This is a genomic window from Micromonospora humidisoli, assembly GCF_016900955.1.
Taxonomy (GTDB): Bacteria; Actinomycetota; Actinomycetes; order Mycobacteriales; family Micromonosporaceae; genus Micromonospora; species Micromonospora wenchangensis.
On the sequence record NZ_JAFEUO010000005.1, the window covers coordinates 324,520 to 348,475 of the forward strand.

The 23,956-nt window shown below is 72.6% G+C and carries 14 protein-coding genes; 5 read left to right on the forward strand and 9 right to left on the reverse strand.

The annotated features are described in order from the left end of the window. Positions 1 to 8 precede the first annotated feature (8 nt). The 5 genes from JQN84_RS20125 to JQN84_RS20145 all read right to left on the reverse strand — a co-directional run bounded on the left by JQN84_RS20125 (position 9) and on the right by JQN84_RS20145 (position 5,150). Positions 9 to 1,121: an ABC transporter substrate-binding protein gene (locus JQN84_RS20125; RefSeq protein WP_204959978.1), complete on the reverse strand. Its 1,113-nt coding sequence runs from the start codon at positions 1,119 to 1,121 to the stop codon at positions 9 to 11. Positions 1,122 to 1,260: 139 nt separating this feature from the next. Beyond that, a complete protein-coding gene (locus JQN84_RS20130; protein ID WP_204959980.1) occupies positions 1,261 to 1,650 on the reverse strand; it encodes a nuclear transport factor 2 family protein in 390 nt (129 codons plus the stop codon). Continuing rightward, complete coding sequence (locus tag JQN84_RS20135; RefSeq protein WP_204959982.1) at positions 1,650 to 1,961, reverse strand: hypothetical protein; 312 nt, start codon at positions 1,959 to 1,961, stop codon at positions 1,650 to 1,652. The genes JQN84_RS20130 and JQN84_RS20135 overlap by 1 nt, the downstream gene beginning before the upstream one ends. Beyond that, the gene (locus JQN84_RS20140) at positions 1,961 to 3,037 is read right to left on the reverse strand and encodes a class I SAM-dependent methyltransferase (protein WP_204959984.1); all 1,077 of its coding nucleotides are present in this window, start codon (positions 3,035 to 3,037) and stop codon (positions 1,961 to 1,963) included. Before JQN84_RS20140 ends, JQN84_RS20135 begins: the two co-directional genes overlap by 1 nt. Positions 3,038 to 3,134: 97 nt before the next feature. Next, positions 3,135 to 5,150, reverse strand: a complete 2,016-nt coding sequence (locus tag JQN84_RS20145) for an oxidoreductase (RefSeq protein ID WP_204959987.1) — start codon at positions 5,148 to 5,150, stop codon at positions 3,135 to 3,137. Positions 5,151 to 5,571: 421 nt separating this feature from the next. Between JQN84_RS20145 and JQN84_RS20150 the strand changes: the two genes are divergently transcribed. Next, on the forward strand, positions 5,572 to 7,041 hold the full coding sequence (locus JQN84_RS20150; protein WP_204959989.1) for an RICIN domain-containing protein: 1,470 nt from the start codon (positions 5,572 to 5,574) through the stop codon (positions 7,039 to 7,041). 163 nt (positions 7,042 to 7,204) lie between these two features. Continuing rightward, entirely contained in the window at positions 7,205 to 8,332 is a 1,128-nt protein-coding gene (locus JQN84_RS20155; RefSeq protein WP_204959991.1) for a helix-turn-helix domain-containing protein, read from the forward strand. On the opposite strand, the gene JQN84_RS20160 is transcribed toward JQN84_RS20155, so the two are convergent. Further along, positions 8,278 to 10,602, reverse strand: a complete 2,325-nt coding sequence (locus JQN84_RS20160) for an ATP-binding protein (RefSeq protein ID WP_307821349.1) — start codon at positions 10,600 to 10,602, stop codon at positions 8,278 to 8,280. The two genes, JQN84_RS20155 and JQN84_RS20160, sit on opposite strands and share 55 nt — an antisense overlap. A 624-nt stretch (positions 10,603 to 11,226) precedes the next feature. Here JQN84_RS20160 and JQN84_RS20165 point away from each other — a divergent pair. Further along, positions 11,227 to 12,237: a LacI family DNA-binding transcriptional regulator gene (locus JQN84_RS20165; protein ID WP_204959995.1), complete on the forward strand. Its 1,011-nt coding sequence runs from the start codon at positions 11,227 to 11,229 to the stop codon at positions 12,235 to 12,237. 18 nt (positions 12,238 to 12,255) lie between these two features. Here JQN84_RS20165 and JQN84_RS20170 read toward each other — a convergent pair whose 3' ends face one another. Beyond that, entirely contained in the window at positions 12,256 to 13,974 is a 1,719-nt protein-coding gene (locus JQN84_RS20170) for an amylo-alpha-1,6-glucosidase (protein ID WP_204959997.1), read from the reverse strand. A gap of 323 nt (positions 13,975 to 14,297) precedes the next feature. Between JQN84_RS20170 and JQN84_RS20175 the strand changes: the two genes are divergently transcribed. Both JQN84_RS20175 and JQN84_RS20180 read left to right on the forward strand, forming a co-directional pair. Then, on the forward strand, positions 14,298 to 16,133 hold the full coding sequence (locus tag JQN84_RS20175; RefSeq protein ID WP_204959998.1) for an RICIN domain-containing protein: 1,836 nt from the start codon (positions 14,298 to 14,300) through the stop codon (positions 16,131 to 16,133). A 159-nt stretch (positions 16,134 to 16,292) separates the two neighbouring features. Beyond that, positions 16,293 to 17,885 carry an arabinofuranosidase catalytic domain-containing protein gene (locus JQN84_RS20180; protein WP_204959999.1) on the forward strand — a complete coding sequence of 531 codons (1,593 nt, stop codon included), beginning with the start codon at positions 16,293 to 16,295 and terminating at the stop codon, positions 17,883 to 17,885. Between the two features lie 76 nt (positions 17,886 to 17,961). Here the strand turns inward: JQN84_RS20180 and recD2 are convergent, their stop codons facing one another. Both recD2 and JQN84_RS20190 read right to left on the reverse strand, forming a co-directional pair. Beyond that, the gene (gene recD2, locus JQN84_RS20185) at positions 17,962 to 20,178 is read right to left on the reverse strand and encodes an SF1B family DNA helicase RecD2 (RefSeq protein ID WP_204960000.1); all 2,217 of its coding nucleotides are present in this window, start codon (positions 20,176 to 20,178) and stop codon (positions 17,962 to 17,964) included. A 111-nt stretch (positions 20,179 to 20,289) separates the two neighbouring features. Continuing rightward, positions 20,290 to 23,655, reverse strand: coding sequence for a M12 family metallo-peptidase (locus JQN84_RS20190; RefSeq protein ID WP_204960001.1), 3,366 nt, complete (start codon positions 23,653 to 23,655; stop codon positions 20,290 to 20,292). Positions 23,656 to 23,956: the final 301 nt, after the last annotated feature.

Sequence of the window (23,956 nt, forward strand, 5' to 3'; positions counted from 1 at the left end):
GCCGCGCGCTACTGCGCGGGGTAGTTGGCGGCCTTGTCGAGCACCGCGGCCTTGTCGAACTGGTTCGCGCCGGAGAGAAGGCCCGGCTCCCACACGTCGCCGAGCGGGACGTCACCGGTGATCTGGCCGGCCTCCTTGGTGTACGCCTGGGTCTTGGTCCACTCCTGGTCGCTGATCACGCCCCAGTCGCCGAACTGGTCCGGGCTGCCGGAGGCCGGGGTGGCGGTCTTCAGCCAGGCGGTGAGGCTCCTGGTGTCGGCGGGCAGCTGCGCCGCCGCGTCCTTGCCCGCGAGGATCTGCGGGAACACCTTGTAGCCGATCCGCATGGCGGCCTCCGGGTTCTTCGCGGAGAAGAGCATCGCCTTGTACGCCGCACGCAGGAACCGGGTGTAGACGTCCCGGTTGTCGTCGAGCTTGCGGGCGCCGACGGCGAAGCTCAGCGACCGGATGCCGTCGAAGGCGTCCGGGTTGTCGAGGTACTTGAGGGTGGTGCCGGAGTTCTCGATCACCGCGTACGCCTGGGTGTAGAGCGCCAGCACGTCGACCTTGCCGTCCTTGAGCGCGGCGGCGGCCTGCGCGCCGACACCGACGGGCAGCAGCTCGACGTCCTTGGCCGGGTCGAGGCCGGCCGCCGCGACGTAGGCCCGGGCGTACGGGGCGGAGCCGGACGCCAGGCTGATCACGCCGATCTTCTTGCCCTTGAGGTCGGCGCCGCCGGTTAGGGTGCTATCCGGTTTGACCGCCATCACCCAGGGCCAGTTCTGCACCAGGCCGCCGATCGCCTTGACCGGGACGTTCTTCTGCACCGCGCCAAGGATGGAACCGCTGTCGGCGGCGGTCAGGTCACCACTTCCGGAGGCGACCGCCTGGAGCGCGGCGACCGAGCCGTCGGTGTTGATGGTCTCGACGGTCAGCTTCTCCTCGTCGAAGTAGCCCAGCTCCTTGGCCACCGCGTACACGGCGACCTCCTCCTTCGGGCCGATCACCGCCGAGGCGATGGCGAAGGTCAGCTTCGCCGGTGCCCCCGCCTCGGTGCCCGACTCGTCACCGGAGCCCCCGCATCCGGCCAGCGTCACCGCGGCGACCAGCGCCGCCGGCAGCAAACCCCACTTGTGCTTCATGTCGATACCTCGTCCTCGTTCAGTGAAAGGGCTGGTCAGCCGCGCACAGCGGCGGCGGCCGGGACGGATCGGTGCTGGTGTGGGTGGGTCGGACCGACGCCGCCACGGCGGGCGGGAGACGGGGACCCGGGTCGGTGGATCAGCGGGACAGGTCCCGCCGCGCCACGGTGTCGGCGAGGTCGTTGTAGACGTGCTGTTCGACGATCAGTCCGTCGCGGAGCACGAACACGTCGGCGTAACGGATATCGTCGAAGCCGGTGCCGTCGGGCCACTGTCCGTACAGCCGGCCCAGGGAGAGCACCGAGACGGCGTCGCCGTCGGTGCCCACCAGGTAGCGGTCGCGGTGCTTGCGCACCCACCGGTAGGTGCCGGTCGCGCCGGCAACCAGTTCGTCGAGGTCACGGTAGACCCGGCCGCCGGGGAAGACGATGCGGACCTCCGGTGCGAGCAGCCGACCGGCCCGGCCCAGCTCACGGTCCTCGCACAGTTGCAGATAGTGGTCGACCAGCCGGGCCGGATCGCCGTCCATCAGCCGGTCTTGCCGTTCAGCGCCGCCTCCCACTGGTCCCGCAGCGGATGCTCGGCGGGGCCCTGTTCGGTGAGGATGCGCATCAGCCGGTGCAGTAGCAGGTCGCGGTCCTGGTCCAGGACGAGTTGCTCGGCGTCGTCGGCGGTGAAGCCATCGACGTCACCGACGCCGATCATGTCCCGCCGGACCAGCAGCTGCTCCAGTACCCGCAGCCGCTGCCGGCTGACGTGCACTTCGGTGGAGAGTTGCAACACCAGGTCGAGCAGCTTGCCGAGCCGGGGATCGCCGAAGTAGTCGAACTCGGTGCTCATCACGCCTCCGGCTTGGTCGCGGACAGTACGGCCCAGGGGAAGTGCCACTCGGACCGGTCGCCCCAGCCCTCGGGCTGCACGCCGTTGCGGCGTTCGTCGAACGGCGTCCAGCCGGCGTCGGTGAGGCCGACCTCGGTGCAGATCGCGACCAGGTCGGACCCGAACAGGGCGTGGAAGAACGGCTCGTTGTTCCGCTCGGCGTGCTCGTAGACGGTGGCGTCGCGCAGCGGGTCGCCGGTGAGCTGGAATTCCAGGAAGCGCAGCGCGCCGCCTGGCTTGAGCAGGCGGGCCGCCTCCTCGATCGTCTCCCGGATGGCCGTGGCCGGCATCTCGTGCAGCACCATCGTGCCGGTGACCACGTCGCAGGAGGCGTCGGCGAGGTCGGTGGCCCGGCCGTCGCCCTGGCGGTAGTCGATGGGCAGGCCGGCGGCCTCCGCCTCGGCGTGTGCCAGGCGCAGTCCGGGGGCGGCCAGGTCGATGCCGATGACCTGCGCGGTCGGGTACCGGCCCACCAGCGGCCGGGTGCTCTTGCCGAAGCCGCAGCCGATGTCGACGACCCGGGTCGCGGCGGGCACGTCGGGCAGGGCGGTCCGGGTGAACAGCTGGTGGAACTTGTAGCCGTCGTTGTCGCGCAGCATGACGATCCGCGCGCCGAACTCGTACACGTAGGCGGACATGTCGTCGGAGAAGAACCCGCCCGGCTGGATGTGGATGTCGTAGTCGGTGTACCAGTCCGGCAGCGGCAGGTCGGGATCGAGGGTGAGCGAGCCGGCCGGCTGTGCCGGGACGGTGGTCAGTTGCCGGGTCAGCTCCGCACGCCGGTCCAGCACCGCGTCGCCGGCCGCCTTCCACAGCATCTTCTGCTGCACCCGCTCAAGGTGACTGAACCAGGGGTAGAGCGGCAGTTCGCGCAACGTCCGGCCGGCCTCGTCGATGCTGGTGGCCGGTTCGCCGGTGGCGGCGTACTCCCTGGCCAGCGCGGGGTAGACGGTATCGGCCCAACGTTTGCGCAGGCCGAGGACGAAGTCCACGGTGGATCGTTCGTCCAGGGTCAGGCGGTCCTCGACGTCGAACATGGCTGTTCTCCTTTGTCGCGTCCGGTTCCTCGGGGCGCGGAACCGGATCGGGAGGGATACTCGGGGCGGCGTCGACCGGGGGGGCGGCGTCGCCGGGTCAGTAGGCGAGCGCCACCTGGGCGGCGGCGGGGGTGTCGTGGCGGCCGACGAAGGCGCCGGCGAACCGACCCTCGTAGACCGCTTCCAGGGTGGTGCGGGGGGCGTTGGCGTCGCCGACGAGATGGATCCGGGGTCCGTCGGATGCGGCGTCCAACTGGCGGTAGAGGCTGTCGTCGGCGACCGACGGGCCGGCGTCCACGACCGCCGTCACCTCGTGGATCTCGATGTCGGGGCCGGCGAGCGGCCCGGTCAGGACCACGGTGGTCGGGTCGGTGGCGTGGACGGTCCGCAGGGGATGGAGCACCACGCCGAGCTCCACGAAGCGGTCGAACAGGGCCAGTCGTGAGTAGGTGGTGATCCGGGCGGCGATGGTGGCGGTCGGGGAGACCAGGTGCACCCGGCCGCCCCGCCGGGCGAGGGCCTCGGCGACGGAGGAGGCGGCCCAGCTCCCCTCCTCGTCGATCACCACGTAGGTGCCGGTGGTCGGCGCGTCGAGGGCGGCGACCGCCTGCCAGAGGTCGCGCACGGGCGGCCCGTCCGGCAGCGGGCGGGGGTGGGGGCGGGACCCGGTGGCCAGCACTACGTCGTGGTAGTCGCCGGCCCGCACCTGCGCGGCGGTGATCCGCCGGCCGAGCTGCACCTCGACGCCGGTGGCGTATGCCTCGGCGGCGAGGTCCCGGGTGAGCAGGCCGAGCCGTTCCCGGCCGGGCACCCGGGTGGCGAGGCCGACCTGCCCGCCGAGGGTGTCACCCGCCTCGGCCAGGGTGACCCGGTGGCCGGCCCGTCGCGCGGCGGTGGCCGCGGCCAGGCCGGCCGGCCCACCGCCGACAACGAGCACCCGGCGCGGCGGTGCCGGCCGCTGCGGGCGTCGCCACGCCGCCGCCCACTCCCGTTCCGCGCCGACCTCCGGGTTGACCACACAGGTGATCGGCAGGCTGGCCTCGACCCGGGCGATGCAGCCCTGGTTGCAGGCCAGGCAGGCCCGGCTCTCGTGCTGCCGGCCCTGTGCCGCCTTGCGGACCAGGTGCGGGTCGGCGATGTGCGGGCGGGCCAGGCCGACCAGGTCCGCCTCCCCCGCCGCGACCAGTTCGGCCGCCTCGGGCAGGCTGTCGAGCCGGCAGACCGCCAGCACGGGCAGATCCGGAAAGGCCCGCTTGAACCGGGCGGCGTGGTGCCGGAACGGGGCGTGCCCGAAGCTCATGTCGGCCATCTGGGTGGCCAGGGAGTAGCTGCCGTGGTAGGCGGAGTGGCTCACGTGGACGTAGGCCAGCGGGAAGTCCTCGCGCAGCCGGGCGACGATCTCCACCACCGCGTCGGGGTCCAGGCCACCGGGGAGGAACTCGTCGGCGCTGACCCGCAGCCCGACCGGCAGGTCGGTGGCGGCCAGCACGGCGGCGAGCACCTCGCGGGTGAGCCGCAGCCGGTGGTCCAGGCTGCCGCCGTAGGAGTCGGTGCGCCGATTGGTGTGCGGTGACAGGAACTGTTGGAGCAGGTGTCCGTGGCCGGCGTGCAGTTCCAGACCGTCGAAGTCGGCCCGCCGCATCCGCCCGGCGGCGGCGGCGAACGCGGCGACCACCACGGCGATGTCGTGGCGGCCCATGGCATGCGGGACGTGCGCCCCGGTGGCCCAGGCCACCGGGGAGGAGGACCAGGCGGCGGTACGGGTGGCGTCGCCGTTGGCCTGCCGGCCGGCGTGCATGATCTGCGCGAAGATGCGCGCGCCGTGCCGGTGCACGGCCTCGGTGACCGCCCGGTAGGCGGGGATACCGGCGTCGGTGAAGCTGCCGAGGCTGATGCTGCGGCCGGCGCTGGTCGGGTGCACCCGGATGGCCTCGGTGATGATCAGGCCGACGCCGCCGGCGGCCCGTTCGGCGTGGTAGGCCGCGAGCCGGGGGGTGGGCTCGTTGTGCAGGCCGAAGTTGGTGGTGTGGCCGGGGACGAAGACCCGGTTGCGCAGCGGGACGGCGGCGAGGCGGACTGGGGTGAAGAGGGTCTGCAACGTTCCGTCGGCCATGCTCGGGCCTCCCGTCTGGACGTACCGCCACCGGACCGAAGACCGTTCGGGTGGACCGTACGCCGTTCGAATGGAAGGAACGCTAGAGCCGGGACTCGCACACCGTCAATGACTTACCAATCAGTAACTTGACGGTTAACACAGCTTTGACCTGCTGTTTCTCTCAGCCGAACGCCCAGCGTTCCGACAATCCACACCCGTGCCACCAATCGGACCAATGCCGAGTGGGCGGCGACGCGACCTCCGGGGCGACACTCCCGCCGGGAGTGCCCGACCACCCGACCGCCGGCCACCCGTGGCATCCCGACGGCAGTCCATAGATGTATGGGCATCTATCGCTCGAACGCTTATCGTGAGGGTCGAGAAAGGGTCCCGCGCGTCCCCGCGGGCACCCCGCGTCCACCGCACGAGGAGGCGGCCCATGCCTGCCGCGCCCCACCCCACCACCCTCCGCCGGATCGTCCTCGCCCTCGCCGCCTGCGCGGCCGTGCTCGCCCCGCTGACCCTCACCGCCCCCGCCGCACGGGCCGCACCCGTCACCGTGGTCAACGGCACGCAGTTCACCGACACCAACGGCGTCGGCGTGCACGCCCACGGCGGCGGCATGATCAAGGTGGGCGACTACTACTACTGGTTCGGCGAGAACCGCAACGACAACAACACCTTCCGGTACGTGTCGGTCTACCGCTCCACCGACCTGCGCACCTGGGAGTTCCGCAACAACGTGCTCACCCAGTCCTCCGCCGGTGAGCTGGCGACGGCCAACATCGAACGGCCGAAGGTGATCTACAACGCCGGCACCGGCCAGTACGTGCTCTGGATGCACTGGGAGAACGGCGTCGACTACAACCAGGCCCGGGTCGCGGTGGCCACCTCGAGCACGGTCGACGGCAACTACCGCTACCTGGGCAGCTTCCGGCCACTGGGGCACGACTCGCGGGACCAGACGGTGTTCCGCGACGACGACGGCACCGCGTACCTGATCTCGGCCACCCGCAACAACGCCGACCTGAACATCTACCGCCTCACCGCCGACTACACCGGGGTCGCGTCACTGGTGCGTACCCTGTGGCCGGACAACTACCGGGAGGCCCCGGCCATGTTCAAACGCAACGGGGTCTACTTCCTGGTCACCTCGGGCGCCACCGGCTGGTCACCCAACCAGGCCCGGTACGCCACCGCGAGCAGTGTCGGCGGCACCTGGACCAACCCGACGAACTTCGCCGACGGCACCACCTACGACTCCCAGTCGGCGTACGTGCTGCCGGTGCAGGGCAGCGCCGCCACCTCGTACCTCTATCTCGGCGACCGGTGGGCCGGCGCGACGGGCGGCCCGGTCAACCAGTCCCGCTACGTCTGGCTGCCGCTGAACTTCCCCACCGCCACCTCGCTGACCATGAGCTGGTACCCGCAACTCACCATCGACACCGCCACCGGCGTGGTCTCCGGGGTCAACGGCGGCTACACCTTCGACACGCTGCGCGCCCGGCACAGCGGCAAGTGCCTGGACGTGCTCGACCGGTCCACCGCCGACGCCGCCGCGGTGGCCCAGTACGCCTGCAACAACGGCACCAACCAGCAGTGGCAGCTGCGCGACGCCGGCTCCGGGTACGTCCAGATCGTCGCCCGGCACAGCGACAAGTGCCTCACCGTGGCCGGCGGATCCACCACCGACAGCGCGCCGGTGCAGCAGTTCGGCTGCCAGTCGGGGCGCACCGACCAGCAGTGGCAGGTCCGCGACGCCGGCTCCGGGTACGTCCAGTTCGTGGCCCGGCACAGCGGCAGGTGCCTGGACGTCACCGGCTACTCCACCGCCGACGGCGCCCGGGTGATCCAGTACACCTGCGGCACCGCCGCCAACCAGCAGTGGCAGCGGGTCGGCGTCTCCTGACCGACCCCGTCCGCCGTCCCGCCTCCCGCAGGCCGGGACGGCGGACGACCACCGCCCCGCGTCCCACCAGCCCCGGAACAAGGTGTGACGATGCCCTCACCCCAGGTATCCCCCCGGCGACGTCTACTGGACCGGACAACAGACGTCACCGCGGGGGTACGGGGTGCGGGACAACACGCAGGAACAGCTTCACCGGCTCCGGTCACTGCGGATCGCCGCCGGGCTGACCATCGATGAACTCGCCGTCCGCTCCGGGGTGAGCCCCCGGACGATCGGCGGGATCGAACGACACCGGATCCGCCGCCCGCACCAGGGCACCCTCCGGGCGTTGGGCGCGGCGCTGGGCCTGGACGGGGTGGACGCCGACCAGCTCCGCTCGGCCGGCGGACAGGTCGCCGGGGTCACCGGTCTGCCCGGGGTGACCACACACTTCACCGGCCGCCGCGACGACCTCGCCTGGCTGGCCGCACGGCTGGAACACCGCCACGCGGTACAGCTGATCGGTCTGCCCGGGGCGGGCAAGACGGCGTTGGCGGTGCAGGCCGCCACCGACCTCGCCTGGCGGTTCCCCGACGGGGTGCGCTTCCTCGGGCCGGTCGCGGACGCCACCGCCGCGACGATCGCCCGTCGGCTGCTGCCACCTGCCGACGCGTCCTCGCACGGGCCCGACCCGGTGGCCATCGGGGCGTACCGGGACCTGCTGCGCCGCCGGCGGATCCTGGTCGTGCTGGACGACGTGCGCGACGACCACCAGGTCGGGCCGCTGCTGCCGCCCGACGCCCTCGGTGTCACCCTGATCACCGGCCGGCACCCGCTGACGGGCCTCGCGGTGACCGACAGGTGGCTGGTGCCGCCCCTGCCGGCGGCCGACGCGCGGGCCGCCCTCGACACGATGGTGGACGGCACCGCGCCCGCACCCGCGGTCACCGCGCTCGCCGCCGGCTGCGGCGGCCTGCCGCTGGCCCTGCGGGTGACCGCGAACCGGCTGCTGACCCGGCCGCAGTGGAGCGCACAGTGGCTGGTCGACCGGTTGGCCAGGCCGGAGCGGGTCCTGGACGCGCTGGTCGCCGGTGACCTGTCGGTACGCGACGCGTTCGAGCGCACGTACGCGGGGCTGCCGGCCCGGGCCCGTCGGGCCGTCCGGCTGCTGACCCGGCCGGCCGGCCCGGTCCCCGCCGAGGCGGGCTTCCTCGACCTGGCCGAACGGGGCTGGGTCACCGCCGGCCGGGGACACCGCTACGAGCCGCACCCACTGGTACGCGCCTTCGCCCGCGTCGCCACCGGCACCTGACCGCCCGGATCGACGCCGTCGGGGGCGAGTTCGGCGAGCAGCGTCGCGGCCCGGCCGGCCAGATCCGGATCGTCACAGTCGTCGGCCAGCTCGATCGCCCGCCGCAGGTACGCCGAGGCGTCCCGGGTCTCCCCCGTGCGCCGCAGCGCCTCGACCAGTTCCACCGACACCAGTGCCTCGAACGCCGGCATCGCGCTGGCCCGCAACCGCGCGACCGCCTCCCGCAGCGCGGTGACACACTCCGGCCACCTGTCGAGAGCGGCGAGATCACCGGCGATCCGTCGGCAGTTCAACGCGTCGGTGGCGGCCCGGGCGAAGGCCGCGATGGGATAGCGGGGGTCGCGGAGCAGGCATCGCGTCCGCTGGTGCACCCGCAGCGCCTCGGTGGGTCTGCCGAGCGACAACAGCGAGGTGCCGAGCGAGGCCATCGCCTGCGGCAGACCCTCCGGATCGCCGGCGCGGCGCAGCAGCACCCATGCCTGTTGCCGCTGCCGCAGCGCCGCCGCGTGATCGCCCAACCCGGTGTTGCCGCTGGCGGCGTAGAGCAGTGCCCAACCCTGCTGGGCCAGGTCGCCCGCGTCGACCGCCCGGTCCAGGGCCCGCATGGCGGTGGTCACGCTGCCGGCGTACTCGCGCTGGCAGATCGCCTGCGCCCAGGACAGGTAGTTGAGATGGACCGCCTCGGTGCGGGGGTCACCCAGCCGGGCGGCGGACTCGGCGGACAACCGGAAGACCTCCGGCCAGAGGTCGAGATGGACCCGGCTGTCGGAGAACCAGTGCAGCGCGTCGACGGTCTCGACCACCGGTCCGTACAGGCCCTCGGCGGCGGCCGACCGCAACGCCCCGAACCAGTTGCCCCGTTCGGCGTCGAGCCACGCCGTCGCCGCCCCGCGATCCCGGAACTGCGTCAGCGACGGCGGTCCGTCCGGCTCGAAGTGCCGCCCCGCCGCCGTGGTCCGGGAAAGCCACCAGCGCAGCGAGGACGTCCGCAACGGGCCGGCCGCGTCCGGCTCCTCGGCCGTCAGCCGGTCGGCGGCGAAGGCGCGTACCAGGTCGTGCAGCCCGTAGCGGTCCGCCGGCACGGCCGCCACCAGACCGCTTTCCACCAGGGCTTCCAGCCGCTGCTCGGCGTCCGCGTCGGGGACGTCGGTGACCACGGCGACCGGGTCCGGGCCGAAGTCCGGACCCGGCATCAGCGACAACCGCCGGAAGGTCCGCCGCAGGTCGTCCCCGAGCCGCCGGTACGACAGGCTCAGCGCGGTGTGGATGCCGGCGGCGTCGGCGTCGATCACCCGCAGGCGGGCCTGCTCACCGGTGAACCGTCGGTTCAGTTCCGCGACGGACAGACCCGGCTCGACCGACAGCCGTTGCCCGGTGACACGCAACGCCAGGGGCATGTGACCGCAGTGCCGGGCCAGCTCGCTGAGCTCGGCCGGGTCGACGGCGACGGGCCCGGCGATGGCCCGCAGCATCGCGGTGGAGTCCTCGGCCGGCAGCGGCTCCAGGGACAGCCACTGTGCGGGGTCCAGACCGCTGAGTCGCCGTCGGCTGGTGAACAGCACGAGACTGCGTCCGGCCCCGGGCAGCAGCGGGCGGGCCTGCGCCTCGTCGGCGGCGTTGTCCCACACCACCAGGGCCCGGCGCTCGCACAGCACCGACCGGTACGCCGTCGCCCGCTCGTCGCGGCCGGCGGGGATCCGCTGTTCCGGCACGCCGAGCGCCCGCAGCAACCGGTGCAGCGCCTCGCCGGGGGTGGTCGGGACGTCGTCCATCCCGCGCAGGTCGACGAAGAACCGGCCGTCGGGGAACTCCGTGGCCAGGTCGGCCGTGACCCGCAGCACGAGGCTGGTCTTGCCCACCCCGGCCGGCCCGGTGACGACGACCACGGTGGCCTGCTGCCGGTCACCCGGCGGGCGGCGGGCGATGTCGCCCAGCGCCCGCAGCTCCGTCGCCCGGCCGCTGAAGTAGCGCGGCGGATCGGGCACGGCCGGCCGGACGGAGGTGGCCTCGACCAGGCGGCGACGCTCGTCGTCCGGCACGGCGAGGACCTCGAACAGGACGGTCAGGGTGCGCCGTTGCGGACGCCGGACCCGGTCGCGTTCGATGTCGCTGATCGCCCGTGCGCTGACCCCGCACCGCTCGGCGAGCGCCTCGATCGACAGGCCCGCCGCCACGCGGCAGCCACGCAGGACAGCACCCAGCGACGGGCTTCCGGGTGCGCTCGGTCGTTCGGGTGCGCTCGGTATCGGCTTCACCGAGCACACCCTCACAGAACACCACCCGCGACGCCAGGCATCGATCAGTGACTTTTCGCACCGGTCCGATCACCGGCCATTGAGCCGCCACGTCTGGCACCCGTCGTAGGTGCACGCCCGGGCGTACGCGGCACCACTGCCGTGGGTGTCGACACCGACGTAGCGGGTCCCACATCTCGATACACCGGCCGGTCTGCCGGTGCCGACCGTCACCCGGGCTCCGCCTGTCGTCGGTCCGGACCGCCGCCGTCCGACTGTCCCTATTACACCGACGTCTGCCGATGGAAGCCATGCGGAACGGCAGGCGGAACCGGCGTCCGGCCACCGGTGTGGTCACCCTTTCGTGACGTCACCGGGCCGACCGGGAACTGCCGTCGAGTGCGGACGATTTGTCGCCCGCTACCGGTGCGGCGTCAGACGTCAGACCATTCACGTCAGTTTTTCGCGCCGGATAATGCGCCGCCTTTCGACCGGCACCGGCCGGCTGACCTCGGCGGCCACGGACATCGGTATCGCCGGATTGGCTGCGGGCCGCGCCGGAACTGTTCCTGTGCGGCGTCGAATTGCGGAACCGTTATGCTCCACGGGAAGCACGGCGCATTCCCGCGTCGCTGCCGGAATTCGGCGTTGAGGGCGGGCATGAACATCGGGGAGATCGCCCGGCGGGCCGGAGTGTCCCGCAGCACCGTGTCCTACGTGTTGAGTGGGAAGCGGGCGGTGTCGGCGACGACCCGGCAGCGGATCCAGGCGGTCATCGACGAGCTGGGCTACCGGCCGAACGCCAGCGCCCGCGCGTTGAAGGAGGGACGCACCCGCACCCTCGGACTGGTCATCCCCCCGGCCAGCCAGCGCCTGACCGACATGCAGCTGGGCTTCGTCGCCAGCGTCGTCGAGGCGGCCGCCCGGCACGACCTGGACGTGCTGCTGTCCCCGTCCGGCGGCGACCACGACCGGTCGTTCGAGCGGATCGTCACCGGGCGGCGGGTGGACGGGGTGGTGCTGATGGAGATCCGACTGACCGACGACCGGGTGACCCGGCTGGCGACGGCGGGCGTGCCGTTCGTGACGATCGGCCGGACGGCCGAACCGCATGGGATGAGCTGGATCGACGTCGACTACGCGGCGTTGATCTCCCGCTGCGTGCACCACTTGGCCGACCTGGGGCACCGGCAGGTGGCCCTGGTGAACCGGTCCGCCGAGCTGGTCGCGGCGGGCTACGGCCCGAGCCACCGCGCCCTGGCCGGCTTCCGGGCGGCAGTCGACGAACGGGACCTGACCGGTGTCGACGTCTGCTGCGGCGACGACACCGCCTCGGGCGAGGCGTGCGTGACGCAACTGTTGGCGACCCATCCGCAGGTCACGGCGGTGGCCACGATCAACGAGGCCGCGTTGCCCGGGATCCGGCGGGCGTTGGACGCCGCCGGTCTGTCGGTGCCTGGCGATTTCTCCGTCACCGGGGTCGCCGCCCAGCACTGGGCCGAGGACTTCCACCCGCCGCTGACCGCAGCGGACGTGCCGATGCGCCAGATGGGGGCCGAGGCGGTGACGCTGCTGCTGGAGCTGATCGCCGCACCCGGCGGCACGCCCCGCCACCGGCTCTACGCCCCACCCATCTCGCTGCGGTCCAGCACCGGTCCCCGGACCCGCTGACCCGGGCCGGTCCGGCGGTCACGACCCGACGCCCGGCGGGTTCCGGCGCTCCTGCCGGGCGCCGGCGAGCACGAGATAACTGCTGGCCGTCCAGGTGTACGCCCGGTCACGCAGCCCCGCGCCGGTCTCGGCGTCGAAGTTCTCGGCGAACCCGGACTTCTCGCACAGGGCCAGGAACCGCCGGCTGACCTCGTCGGCCAGTGCGGTGTGCCCGGCCCGGCGCAGCCCGTCCTCGACCAGCACGGTGGACGGGGCCCAGATCGGCCCCCGCCAGTAGCCGTCAGCGAGGTAGTGCGGCGAGTCGGTCGGCTCGGTGGCCAGCCCGTGGGCCGTCAGGTGGGCCGCGACGCCCCGGGCCAGCGCACCGGTGAGCGGGGCCGGCAGGTCGTCGCCGAGGATGACCGGCATCAGGTCGAGCAGGCTGCGGCTGGCCCGGCGTCGCCCGGTGTGCGGGCTGCGGGCGGTGAACCGTTCGCCGTCCCACAGGTCGCGCAGCAGCGCGGTGCGGACCCGGTCGGCCTCGGCCGACCAGCCGGCGGCGGGCTCGCCCAGCTCGGTGGCGAGGTCGGCCAGGCAGCGCAGTTGGACGACCAGGAACGCGGCGAGGTCGGCGGTCTCCAGGACCCGGCCGTCGTCGAAGGTGGTGGCGTTGTCCCAGCCGCTGTCGTTGCCGTGCTGGTAGTGGGGCAGGTCGCGGCCGGGGGCGCGGCGGGCGTCCAGCCAGAACCGGGTCCACCGGGCCAGCCGGTCGTACGTCCGGGCCAGCGCCGTCCGGTCCGGCGGGGTGGGCAGCCGACGGCGCAGCTGGCCCAGGGCCCAGCCGTGCACGGGTGGCTTGACGTAGTTGTGCAGCACCTCGGAGTGGGTGACCGAGTCGGGCAGGGCGCCGGCGGCGTCCTGGTGGTCGAACGGCAGGTGGAACTGGTGCCAGGCCAGCTCGGGTTCGCCGGCGGCCAGGGCGATCGCGTTGAAGCAGTGGTCCCAGCTCCACACCTTGTCCATCCAGTGCTTGGACATCAACACGGCCGGCCGGGTGACGAAACCGGCCGGCTCGACGGTGGCCGACCACAGCACGTACGCGGCCAGTTCGGCGGCGGGGGTGTCGGCGTCGCGCCAGGGGGCGACCGCGTCGACGAAGGCGGCGAACTCGGCGCTGCGCTCGCGGCACAGCTCGTCGAAGGTGCCGGCCGGCCGGTAGGGGGGCCGGGCGGTGGCGTACTCCTCGACCGCGATCTCCCAGGGCCGGTCGGCGGGGAGGTCCAGCCACCTGTCGGCGACGCCGAGCGCCTCGACGCCCACCACGTCGCGCAGCGGCGCGGACAGCCCGGTGACCCGGTAGCGGCGGCCCGTCTCGTAGGAGGTGAACACGATCGACCCGTCGACCGGGTCACGGTAGAGGTAGGTGCCGCTGAACGGGGTGAGGGTGCCCGCGGCCGCGGCGATCCGCAGGCCGAGCCCCCGGCCCCGCAGCCGGAGGGTGTCCGGCCCCTGGTAGCCGACCTCGATCCGGTCGTCGCCGGCGTGCCAGCTGAGCAGCACGGGGGTGGCGACGACAGTGGCGTCGGCGTGCGGGGCCAGGCGCAGCACCGGGTGCATGCCGTTCTGGTGGGAGACCAGGTGCAGGTCGTCGGCGTACGTCTTCTCGGCCACCACCGGAGAGATGTCGAACCAGGAACCGCGGTAGCTGAACGGGACGTCCTGGAGGGAGAACTCCGGGCCGGACGGTACGTCGGTCATGGCAGGTGACGCCCTTTCGTGGTTCGGGTGGTCAGCCTTCGACGGTGCCACGTCGGGCCACCAGCGGCGGAGCGGGACCGACGCCTCGAATCGATTCGAACGAAGATAGGTCCGCCCGCGCCCGGGGGTCAAGGAGGACCCCGCTGATCCGGGCCAGCAGGTGCGCCTGGCTGACCGAAACCCAGATCATCGGTGGAAACATCCCCTTCATCGGACCGTCATTACATTGACATCCTTCATCATCTGACCGTACGATCCCTTGCGAATCGATTCGCCTGCGAAGCCCTCCCGGAGAGCGTCCCCACGCCCCACAAGGAGCCGCCGTGAACACCCCGTCCCACCGCCGGCCCGGACGACGAGCCCGCGCGATCACCACCCGGATCGCCGTCGGCCTGCTCGCCATCGCCGCCACCGCCGTCGCCGCCACCCCGGCCCGGGCCGCCGACGAGTCGATCAGCGTCAACTTCGCCAGCGCCGACGGCACCCCCACCTACCGGGCCTCCGGCTGGATCTACGGCATGACCGAGAACGCCAGCGGCCCGGCCGACCACTTCTACCGGGACGTCAGGTTCCAGTACATGCGGGCCGGCGGCGCACAACTGCCCGGCAGCGGCTGGGTCGGCGGAAACTACGACCGCCGGTGGAACTCCACGCTCGCCCAGGCCCGGCGCACCGCCGCCCTGGGCGGCCAGTTCGTCATCCTGCCGCACGACCTGTGGGGCGCGGACGGCGCGGGGATCTCCCGCTTTCCCGGCGACAACGGCAACTGGACCGACTACGACGCCTTCCTGACCCGGCTCATCGGCGACGTCCGGGCGGCCGGGCTGCGGGTGCAGTGGGACATCTGGAACGAACCCAACATCACCATCTTCTGGAACCGCCCGATCTCCCAGTACCTCGAACTGTGGCGGCGCACCTACCAGCGGCTGCGCGCCGAGTTCCCCGACCAGCTCATCGTCGGGCCGAGCTGCGCCTGTGTGCCGTCGACCAACCACGCGTTCTGGAACCAGTACCTGGACTTCGTCCGCTCCACCAACACGGTGCCGGACATCGTCAGCTGGCACGCGCTGCCCGGCGACCCGGTCGCCAACGTCGCCGCCGCCAACGCCACCCTCGACGCGCGCGGTATCGCCCACCCCCGGCCCTACCAGATCAACGAGTACGGCGCGAGCAACGAGCAGAACCCGGCGGACGGCGCCTGGTACATCGCCCGGCTGGAGCGGGCCCGCGCGGACGGCCTGCGGGCGAACTGGGCCAGCGCCGGCAACCTGCACAACGACCTGGGCAACCTGCTGGTCCGCAATGCCGCCGGCCAGCACCAGCCCAAGGGCGAGTGGTGGGTCTACCGCTACTACGCCGCGCAGACCGGGCAGATCGTCGCGGTGACCCCCAGCCAGTCCTACGACGCCTTCGCCACCCGGGCGACCGGGGCGGCGAAGGTGCTGGTCGGGGGCGGTCGGACCACCGGCAACCTGACGGTCAACCTGCAACGGCTGGACGCCACCGGCGGCATCGTGCAGAACAACCAGGTGCGGGTGCTCACCCAGCGCATCCCCTACAACAACGGCGGTGCGGTGCAGGGGCCGGTCACGGTGTCGAACACCGTGGTCACGCTGACCAACAACGCCGCCTCGGTGACCCTGCCGTACGGCAACCCGAACGACACGTACACCGTCACCGTGCTGCCGCCCACGGAGACCGGCTTCACGTCGGTGGCGGTGGCCCAGCACTCCCAGCAGTGCCTGGACAACACCGGCTCGGCCACCACCGACGGCAACCCCCAGCAGCAGTTCCCCTGCGAGGGCGGCGACCAGCAGTTGTGGAACTTCCGGCCGGTCGCCGGGGTGGCCGACACGTACACGGTGGTCAACCAGCACAGCGGCAGGTGCCTGGACGTCAGCGGGGCGTCCACCGCCGACGGCGCGGCCGTCGACCAGTGGACCTGCCAGAACGGCCCGAACCAGCAGTTCACCCTGCGCCGGGTGACCTACGGGGGCAACGATCCGCACGACTACCAGCTCGTCGCCCGGCACAGCAACAAGTGCGTCGACGTCAACGGGGTCTCCACCGCCGCCGGGGCGCGGATCCTGCAGTGGACCTGCAAGCCGGTCAGCCAGAGCAGCCCGCTGAACCAGACCTGGCGGCTCTGGGGCCGGTGACACCGCCGGCCCGTGCGACCGGGGCCGGACACACCCCCTTCAAATTGATTTATGTCACTGTCTTGGGTGATCCTGGGAGGGCTGGCGAACCGATTCGCCACCACCACCCGAGGGCGGGTCCACCCGGCCCACCCCGTCGACGCACCAAGGAGCCGCCCCGTGCGCACCCCGTCCCCGAACGGACCGGTCACCGGTCCCGTCCCCCGGTCCCGCCGCCGACACCGGCTGACCCTGCTGGTCGGCGCGCTGGCCGGCCTCCTCGTCATCGCCGGGGCCGCCCCCGGTGTCACCTCCCCCGCCGCCGAGGCCGCCGCCGCGGCCATGGCCGCCATCGAGCCGGGACAGAGCACCCGGATCGTCGGCACCGCCTCCGGGCGCTGCCTCGAGGTCCCCAACTCCAGCACCACCAACGGCACCCAGACCCAGCTGTGGGACTGCCAGGGCGGGGCCAACCAGACCTGGACCTGGACCACCAACAGGCAACTCACGGTCTACGGCAACAAGTGCCTGGACGCCTCCGGCCGGGGCACCACCGCCGGCACCGCGGCGATCATCTGGGACTGCAACGGCCAGACCAACCAGCAGTGGAACGTCAACGCCAACGGCACCATCGTCGGCGTGCAGTCCGGCCTGTGCCTGGACGCCAACGGCAACGGCACCGCCAACGGCACCAAGATCCTGCTGTGGACCTGCAACGGTCAGGCCAACCAGCAGTGGACCTCGCCGACCACCCCGCCCACCACCACCCCGCCGACCACCCCGCCGCCGACCACTCCCCCGCCCGCCGGCGCCCTGCCGTGCGACCTCTACGCCGCCGGTGGCACCCCGTGCGTGGCCGCCCACAGCACCACCCGGGCGCTCTACGCCGCCTACGCCGGCAACCTCTACCAGGTCCGCCGCTCCTCGGACAACACCACCCGCAACATCGGGCTGACCGGCACCGGCGGCACCGCCAACGCCGCCACGCAGGACGCTTTCTGCACCGGCACCACCTGCGTGGTGACCGTCGTGTTCGACCAGTCCGGTCGCGGCAACGACCTGTGGTACCAGGGCTCCAGCGTGGTCCCCGGGTCGCCGCAGAGCCGGCCGGCGGTCGCGACGTCGGAGTCGCTGACCGTCGGCGGCGCGAAGGCGTACTCGCTCTACATCAACCCGGGCAACAGCTACTGGCGTGACGGCCACCTGACCGGCATCCCGACCGGCGCGGCCCCCGAGGGCATGTACATGGTCACCAGCGGCACCCACGTCAACAACGGCTGCTGCTTCGACTACGGCAACAGCGAGACCACCCGCAAGGCCGACGCCGCCGGGGCGATGGACGCGATCAACTTCAGCACCCAGTGCTGGTTCGGCGGCTGCTCCGGCTCCGGCCCGTGGGTGCAGGCCGACCTGGAGTGGGGGCTGTTCCCCGGCGGCAGCAGCTCCTGGAACCCCAACCAGCGGGCGTTCCCGCACAAGTTCGTCACCGCCACCCTGAAGAACAACGGCACCTCCCGCTTCGCCATCAAGGGCAGCAACGCCCAGTCCGGCAGCCTCTACACCCTCTACGACGGGTCGCTGCCGCCGGGCTACAGCCCGATGAAGAAGCAGGGTGCGATCATCCTGGGCAGCGGCGGGGACTGCTGCAAGCCCGACGGCGGCGCGAACCTCAGCGCCGGCACCTTCTACGAGGGGGCGATGGTCGCCGGCTACCCGTCGGACGCCACCGAGAACGCGGTGCAGGCCAACATCACCGCCGCCGGCTACCGCTGACACCGGCCACGGGTCGTCGCGCCGGTCACCGACCACGGTGGCCGGCGCGGCGGGTCGTCGGCGTGCGACACCGGTGCTACCCGGCCGGCGCGCCGAGGCGGTGGTCCAGCGCGGTGTGCCGGCGGCCCGCTCCGACGGTACGGACGGCGGCGGCCAGCGCCCGCCGGGAACCGACCAGGACGACGAGTTGCCGGGCCCGGGTGACGGCGGTGTAGAGCAGGTTGCGTTGCAGCATCATCCAGGCGCTGGTGGTCAGCGGCACCACCACCGCCGGGTACTCCGAGCCCTGCGAGCGGTGGATGGTCATCGCGTAGGCGTGGGCCAACTCGTCCAGCTCGTCGAACTCGTAGTCGAGGCTCTCGTCCTCGTCGGTGCGGACGGTGAGGGTCTGTTCCTCGGGGGTGATGGCGGTGACGATGCCGAGGGTGCCGTTGAAGACGCCGGCCTGACCCTTGTCGTAGTTGTTGCGGATCTGGGTGACCTTGTCGCCGATGCGGAACACCCGCCCACCCATCCGCCGCTCCGGTTGGCCCTCCCGGTGCGGGGTGAGCCGCTGTTGCAGCAGGGTGTTCAGCGCGGCGGCGCCGGCCGGCCCCCGGTGCATGGGCGCGAGGACCTGCACGTCGCGGCGCGGGTCGAGACCGAACCGGGAGGGGATCCGGGTGCACGCGACGTCGACGGTCAGCGCGGCGGTGGCCTCCGTGTCCTCGCAGGCGAACAGGAAGAAGTCCGGCAGGCCGTCGAGCAGGGGTGGCCGGCCGGCGTTGATCCGGTGCGCGTTGGTGATCACGCCTGACTGGGCGGCCTGACGGAACACCCGGGTCAGCCGCACCCGGGGGACGGCCGGCGCGGTGAGCAGGTCGCGCAGCACCTCCCCGGCGCCGACGCTGGGCAACTGGTCGACGTCGCCCACCAGGAGCAGGTGCGCCCCCGGCGGAACCGCCTTGACCAGCTTGTTGGCCAGGATCAGGTCGAGCATGGACGCCTCGTCGACGACGAGCAGGTCGACGTCGAGCGGGTTGTCCCGGTCGTGCACGGCCTCCCCGCCGGGACGCAGTTGCAGCAGCCGGTGCACGGTGGCGGCGGGGTGCCCGGTCAGCTCCGACAGCCGTTTCGCGGCCCGCCCGGTCGGCGCGACCAGGGTGATCCGGGCCTTCTTCGCCGCCGCCAGCGCGACGATGGACCGCACGGTGAAGCTCTTGCCGCAGCCCGGCCCGCCGGTGAGCACCGCGACCTTCGCGGTGAGCGCCAGCCGGACGGCGTGCTCCTGTTCGGGGGCGAGGTCGTTGCCGGTGACCGCCCGCAGCCAGGTCAGCGCGCGGGGCCAGTCGACGTCGGTGAAGTGGGGCAGCCGGTCGGCCCGGTCGTGCAGCAACCGCAGCAGTGAGGTGGCCAGCGACTGCTCGGCGCGGTGGAACGGCACCAGGTAGACCGCCGGCACCGGCTCGCCGTCGTCGCCGGGCAGGAACTCCCGGACCACACCCTCCTCGGCGATCAGGTCGTCCAGGCAGCGGGTGACGAGGTCACCGGGGACGTCGAGGATCTTCGTGGCGTCGGCGACCAGTGCCGGGGCGGGCAGATAGCAGTGGCCCGCGTCGGTCGCCTCGGACAGGGTGAACCGCAGGCCCGCCATCACCCGCTGCGGGCTGTCGTGCGGGATGCCCACCGCCTGGGCGATGGTGTCGGCGGTCTTGAAGCCGATGCCCCACACGTCGGCCGCCAGCCGGTACGGCTCCTTCGTCACCACCTCGATCGACGCGTCGGCGTACTGCTTGAAGATGCGTACCGCGAGCGACGTCGACACCCCGACACCCTGGAGGAAGACCATCACCTCCTTGATCGCCTTCTGCTCCTCCCACGCCGCGGTGATCTTCGCGGTGCGTTTCGGCCCGAGCCCGGCGACCTCGACCAGCCGGGCCGGCTCCTGCTCGATGATCCGCAGGGTGTCCAGGCCGAAGTGCGCCACGATCCGCTCGGCGAACACCGGCCCGATGCCCTTGACCAGGCCGGAGCCCAGATAACGACGGATGCCCTGGATGGTCGCCGGCAGCACCGTGGTGTACGAGTCGACCTCGAACTGCCGGCCGTACTTCGGGTGCGACGACCAGCGCCCCGACAGCCGCAGGCTCTCCCCGGGCTGCGCGCCCAGCAACGCGCCGACCACGGTCAGCAGGTCGCTGCCCCGGTCGGTGGCGACCCGGGCCACGGTGTAGCCGGTTTCCTCGTTGACGTAGGTGAGCCGTTCGAGGACCGCGTCCAGGGTGGCGAGCGGCGGGCGGGCGGGGGCGGTCACCCCGTCATCGTGCCGGGTGCCCGTCCCGCCCCGTCCACCGCCCGGACGCCGACCGGCGTCCTCCCCCGCCGGGTGGGCGGGAGAGGACGCCGGGTGCCGCGGTGCGCCTGGTCAGCCGATGGTGAGGTCGCCACCGGACGCGGTCAGGGTGATCTCCCGGGTGGACGCGCCGGTCCAGTCCGAGGAGAAGAGCAGCCGGTCACCGTCCCAGACGGTGATGCCGATCCCGTCGCGCCGGCCCGGCTCTCCCCGGTCGGTGGCCGTCACCCGCATGGTCAGGCCGGTGGCCACCGCGACCGGGTCCTGCGCGGTGGAGATGTCGTACAGGGTCACCTGGTAGCGCAGGTCGGCGACCGGTTCCCCGGCCACCGTGGCGACGCCGAACGACTCCAGCGCGGTGCTCTGGAACTTGTACCGCTTGCCGCCCGACTTGTAGCCGACCTTGGCGCTGCCGACCAGCTTCTTGCCGTTGTTGATCCGGCCGTCCAGGGTCACCTCGATGCGCCGGTCGTCGTCGAGCGGGTAACCACCGGCGGTGGCCCCGCCCTTCAGGTAGCCCGAGCCGGCGACCGACACGCCGTACCCGCCGGCCACCGTGACGGTGGCCGGCACGCTGCCGGTGTACGCCCCCGACACCGCGGCGGTGACCGGGTGCACGCCGAGCGGCAGCACGGCGCGGCAGCTGGCCGAACCGTCGTCCGCCGCCGCGCCGAACGGCGTCGCGACCGCCGAGCAGAGGGTCTCGCCACCCTCGGTGAAGGTCACCGTGGCGTTGCGGACGTCACCGCCACCACCCCGGACGGTGGCCCGCAGCAGCACACCTGTCGAGTCGGCGTCGGCCACCGGGGAGGCCAGGGTGTCACCGGTGTAGGTGACGGTGGCCGCCCGGACCTGGGTGATGGTGAGGTCGGCGTCGCTGAGGTCGAAGAAGACGTTGCCGACCGCCTCGATCTTCAGCCGGCCCCGGGCGGTGTCCACGTTCGGCAGCGTCACCGTCGCCGCCCCGGTGTTCGGGGTGCGTTCGGCCAGCACGTACGGGAAGGTCGCCCCACCGTCGGTGGACAGCGAGATCTTCACCTCACTCACGTTGACCGGCGCGGTGTCCGTGCCGGCCACGTCCCAGGTGACGGGCACGGTGCCGCCGCCCAGGTGGGCCGCCGGCGTCGCCTGCGAGGTGACCAGGAACGGGCCGGCCTCCGGGGCGAGGGTCAACGCCACGTCGGCGCTGCCGATGCCGCCGCCGCCCGGGTGGTGGTCCCGGCCGGTGAGCCGGAAGTGCAGGGTCCGGTCGTTGGCGACGCCGACCCAGTCGGCGGTGGGCAGGAACTCCGAGTAGCAGTCCACCGTCGCGGCCGGCACGTTGCTCGCCCCGCCGGTCGCCGGTGGGGCCGGCGCGGCCGGGCAGGCCCCGGTGACGGCGTTGGTGTTGTTCGCGGCGATCTGGGCCAGATCCGGGAAGTGCCGGGTCGGATCGGTGGTCACCGCGTTCTCACCCGGCGAGTGGTACTCCAGGGTGTCGGTCGGGCTGACCGCCGCCGCCACGCCGAACTGCCGGAACAGCGGCCCGTTGGTCTTGGTGTTGTTGACCAGCGCGGTGCCGGCGCTGCCGCCCCGGTCGTTCTGCTCCCACAGGTAGCTGACGGTGTCCCCGTCGGCGTCGGTGGCGCTGCCGCTCAGCGCGAACGGGGTCCGCGTCGGGATGGTGTACGCCGCCGCCGGTACGCTCACCACGGGTGCCCGGTTGCCGGTCTGCGCGGTCTGGAAACCGTTGTTGCCGGCCGCGCCGCCCCGGGCGGTCTCACCGACGAAGCCGGACGCCCCCACGAACCCGGTCAGTTCGAGCGCCGGCACGTCGACCCCGGCCAACGGGCCGGCACCGAAGGTGACCTGGAATCCGGTGTCGTTCGGCGCGCCGAGCCCACCGAAGGCCGTCACGGTGACGGTGGCACCGGCCGGCCAGCCGGCGATCGACTCGATGGCCGCCCGGATCCCGGCCGCGGTGTAGTTGCCGCCGCGCACCACAGGCACCGAGGACTGCCCCGCGTAGCTGAGCGTGAACGCGTCGCCGTCGGTGTCGAACTCCGACAGCGACACGGTCTGCACCTCGTTGAGCGCCGGGCGGGTGCTCGTGACGAACGTGCTGATCTCGGTGTAGCTGCGCTGCGACCAGTACGGGTCGCTGTGCGGCTGGAGGTTGTCCTGCTGGCAGATGCCCGCGTACGCCATGATCGACGAGCCGCTGCCCGGCTCGTAGGAGTTGGCGGCGCTGCGGTTGCCGCCGGAGCAGTTGTACTGGGTGCCGTTGAAGGTGTGGTTGCCGGCGAACTGGTGACCGATCTCGTGCGCCACGTAGTCGACGGCGTAGAAGTCACCGACCGGGGTGGGCAGGCCGGTGCAGCCGCGCGCCTTGCCGTCCAGGCCGACCACGCCGAGACCGGCGACACCGCCACCGGGCAGGCCCAGACCGATGTGCCCGACGTCGTAGTTGCCCGCGCCGACGAGCTGACCGAGCACGATCCGGTTGCGGTTGAGCAGCGAGCTGGTGCACGAGGAGATCTGCGTCGGGGTGTAGCAGGCCGCCGCGCCGCACGGCCCGTTCGCCTCGGTGGCCAGGGCTGCGGTGTTCAGGTTGGTCTTGTCGGTGTCGTTGACCAGCACCAACCGGATCGCCGTCTCGTCCTCGTAGATCTGGGTGACCCGGTTGATCAGGGTCACCTTCGCCGCGGTGACGTTCTCCGCGCCGAAGAAGGTGGCGTACGACGGGTCGGTGACCAGGGCCAGCCGGTAGGTGCGCAGGGTGACCGGCGGACCCGCCGGCTCGTCCGCGGTCACCTCCGGCGACAGCGCCCCGGCTGCCGCCGCGACGTCCTCCCGCTCCACCTGGGCCGGGTCGGTGTCCAGCAGGTCGCGGGCGTAGTAACTGGCGTAGACGCTCTGGTCGCCGTGGTAGTACGGGTCGAGGTACCAGCTGCCGCCGGTCGACCGGACCGAGGCGTGGAAGCCCAGCGGGGTCAGGTCGGCCCGGATGGTCGCCGTCGGGTCGTCCAGGCCCCGGCCGACGTACGTGCTGATCTCGGGGTGCCGGGCGGCGAGCCCCGGCTCCATCACCGGCGAGTCGACCAGGGCGAACCGCTGGAAGCCCCCGGTGGGGGTGGGCAGCGCGACGGTCAGCGCCGGCTGCGACCGTCGGGCCGTGCCGGCCCGTTCGGCCGGCACGTCGGCCAGGGTGTCGGCCAACGCGGCCCGGTCCAGGGTGTAGGCGGCGAACCGCTCCGCGCGGATGTCGGGGGTACGCCCGTCGCGGGCGTTGGCCGACGGCTCGCTCGGCAGCTGCCGCCAGGGGCCGGAGTCGGCCGGCGCGGCGACCGCCGCGGAGCCGCCGATCAGCGGCAGCGCGGTCGCGACCAGCACCGCGGCGAGCAGGCCGGCCAACCGCCGGCGGCCCGAACCAGCGGGATCGGGGGGTGGAACCGTCATCGAGGGAGCCTCACTTCACCAGGTCGGGGAACGGGCCGGATGGCGTGGCGTTCGTGGGCCACACCGGGCTGTCCCGGAGAAGCACACGCTATGACGGGTCCCCTGTCGACAGACATCATCCGTAAAGTCGAGGCGGCGGCACGGCCCGGCGGTGTAGACCCTCCCCAGTGGAGTCGGCGTGGTGGGCAGGCGGCCAGGGACCGGTGCGTCGCGGCCGGACCCCGCTGACCGTGGCGGGGTGCCACCGGCTCGCCGACGCGGGCGCGGCCGGGACATTTGTCCTGGCCGGACGGGTATCGCC

What these genes read in the sequence shown, in the direction of transcription:
- JQN84_RS20125 (WP_204959978.1), bottom strand. Translation starts at nt 1,121, where the DNA reads ATGAAGCACAAGTGGGGTTTGCTGCCGGCGGCGCTGGTCGCCGCGGTG.
- JQN84_RS20130 (WP_204959980.1), bottom strand. Translation starts at nt 1,650, where the DNA reads ATGGACGGCGATCCGGCCCGGCTGGTCGACCACTATCTGCAACTGTGC.
- JQN84_RS20135 (WP_204959982.1), bottom strand. Translation starts at nt 1,961, where the DNA reads ATGAGCACCGAGTTCGACTACTTCGGCGATCCCCGGCTCGGCAAGCTG.
- JQN84_RS20140 (WP_204959984.1), bottom strand. Translation starts at nt 3,037, where the DNA reads ATGTTCGACGTCGAGGACCGCCTGACCCTGGACGAACGATCCACCGTG.
- JQN84_RS20145 (WP_204959987.1), bottom strand. Translation starts at nt 5,150, where the DNA reads ATGGCCGACGGAACGTTGCAGACCCTCTTCACCCCAGTCCGCCTCGCC.
- JQN84_RS20150 (WP_204959989.1), top strand. Translation starts at nt 5,572, where the DNA reads ATGCCTGCCGCGCCCCACCCCACCACCCTCCGCCGGATCGTCCTCGCC.
- JQN84_RS20165 (WP_204959995.1), top strand. Translation starts at nt 11,227, where the DNA reads ATGAACATCGGGGAGATCGCCCGGCGGGCCGGAGTGTCCCGCAGCACC.
- JQN84_RS20170 (WP_204959997.1), bottom strand. Translation starts at nt 13,974, where the DNA reads ATGACCGACGTACCGTCCGGCCCGGAGTTCTCCCTCCAGGACGTCCCG.
- JQN84_RS20190 (WP_204960001.1), bottom strand. Translation starts at nt 23,655, where the DNA reads ATGACGGTTCCACCCCCCGATCCCGCTGGTTCGGGCCGCCGGCGGTTG.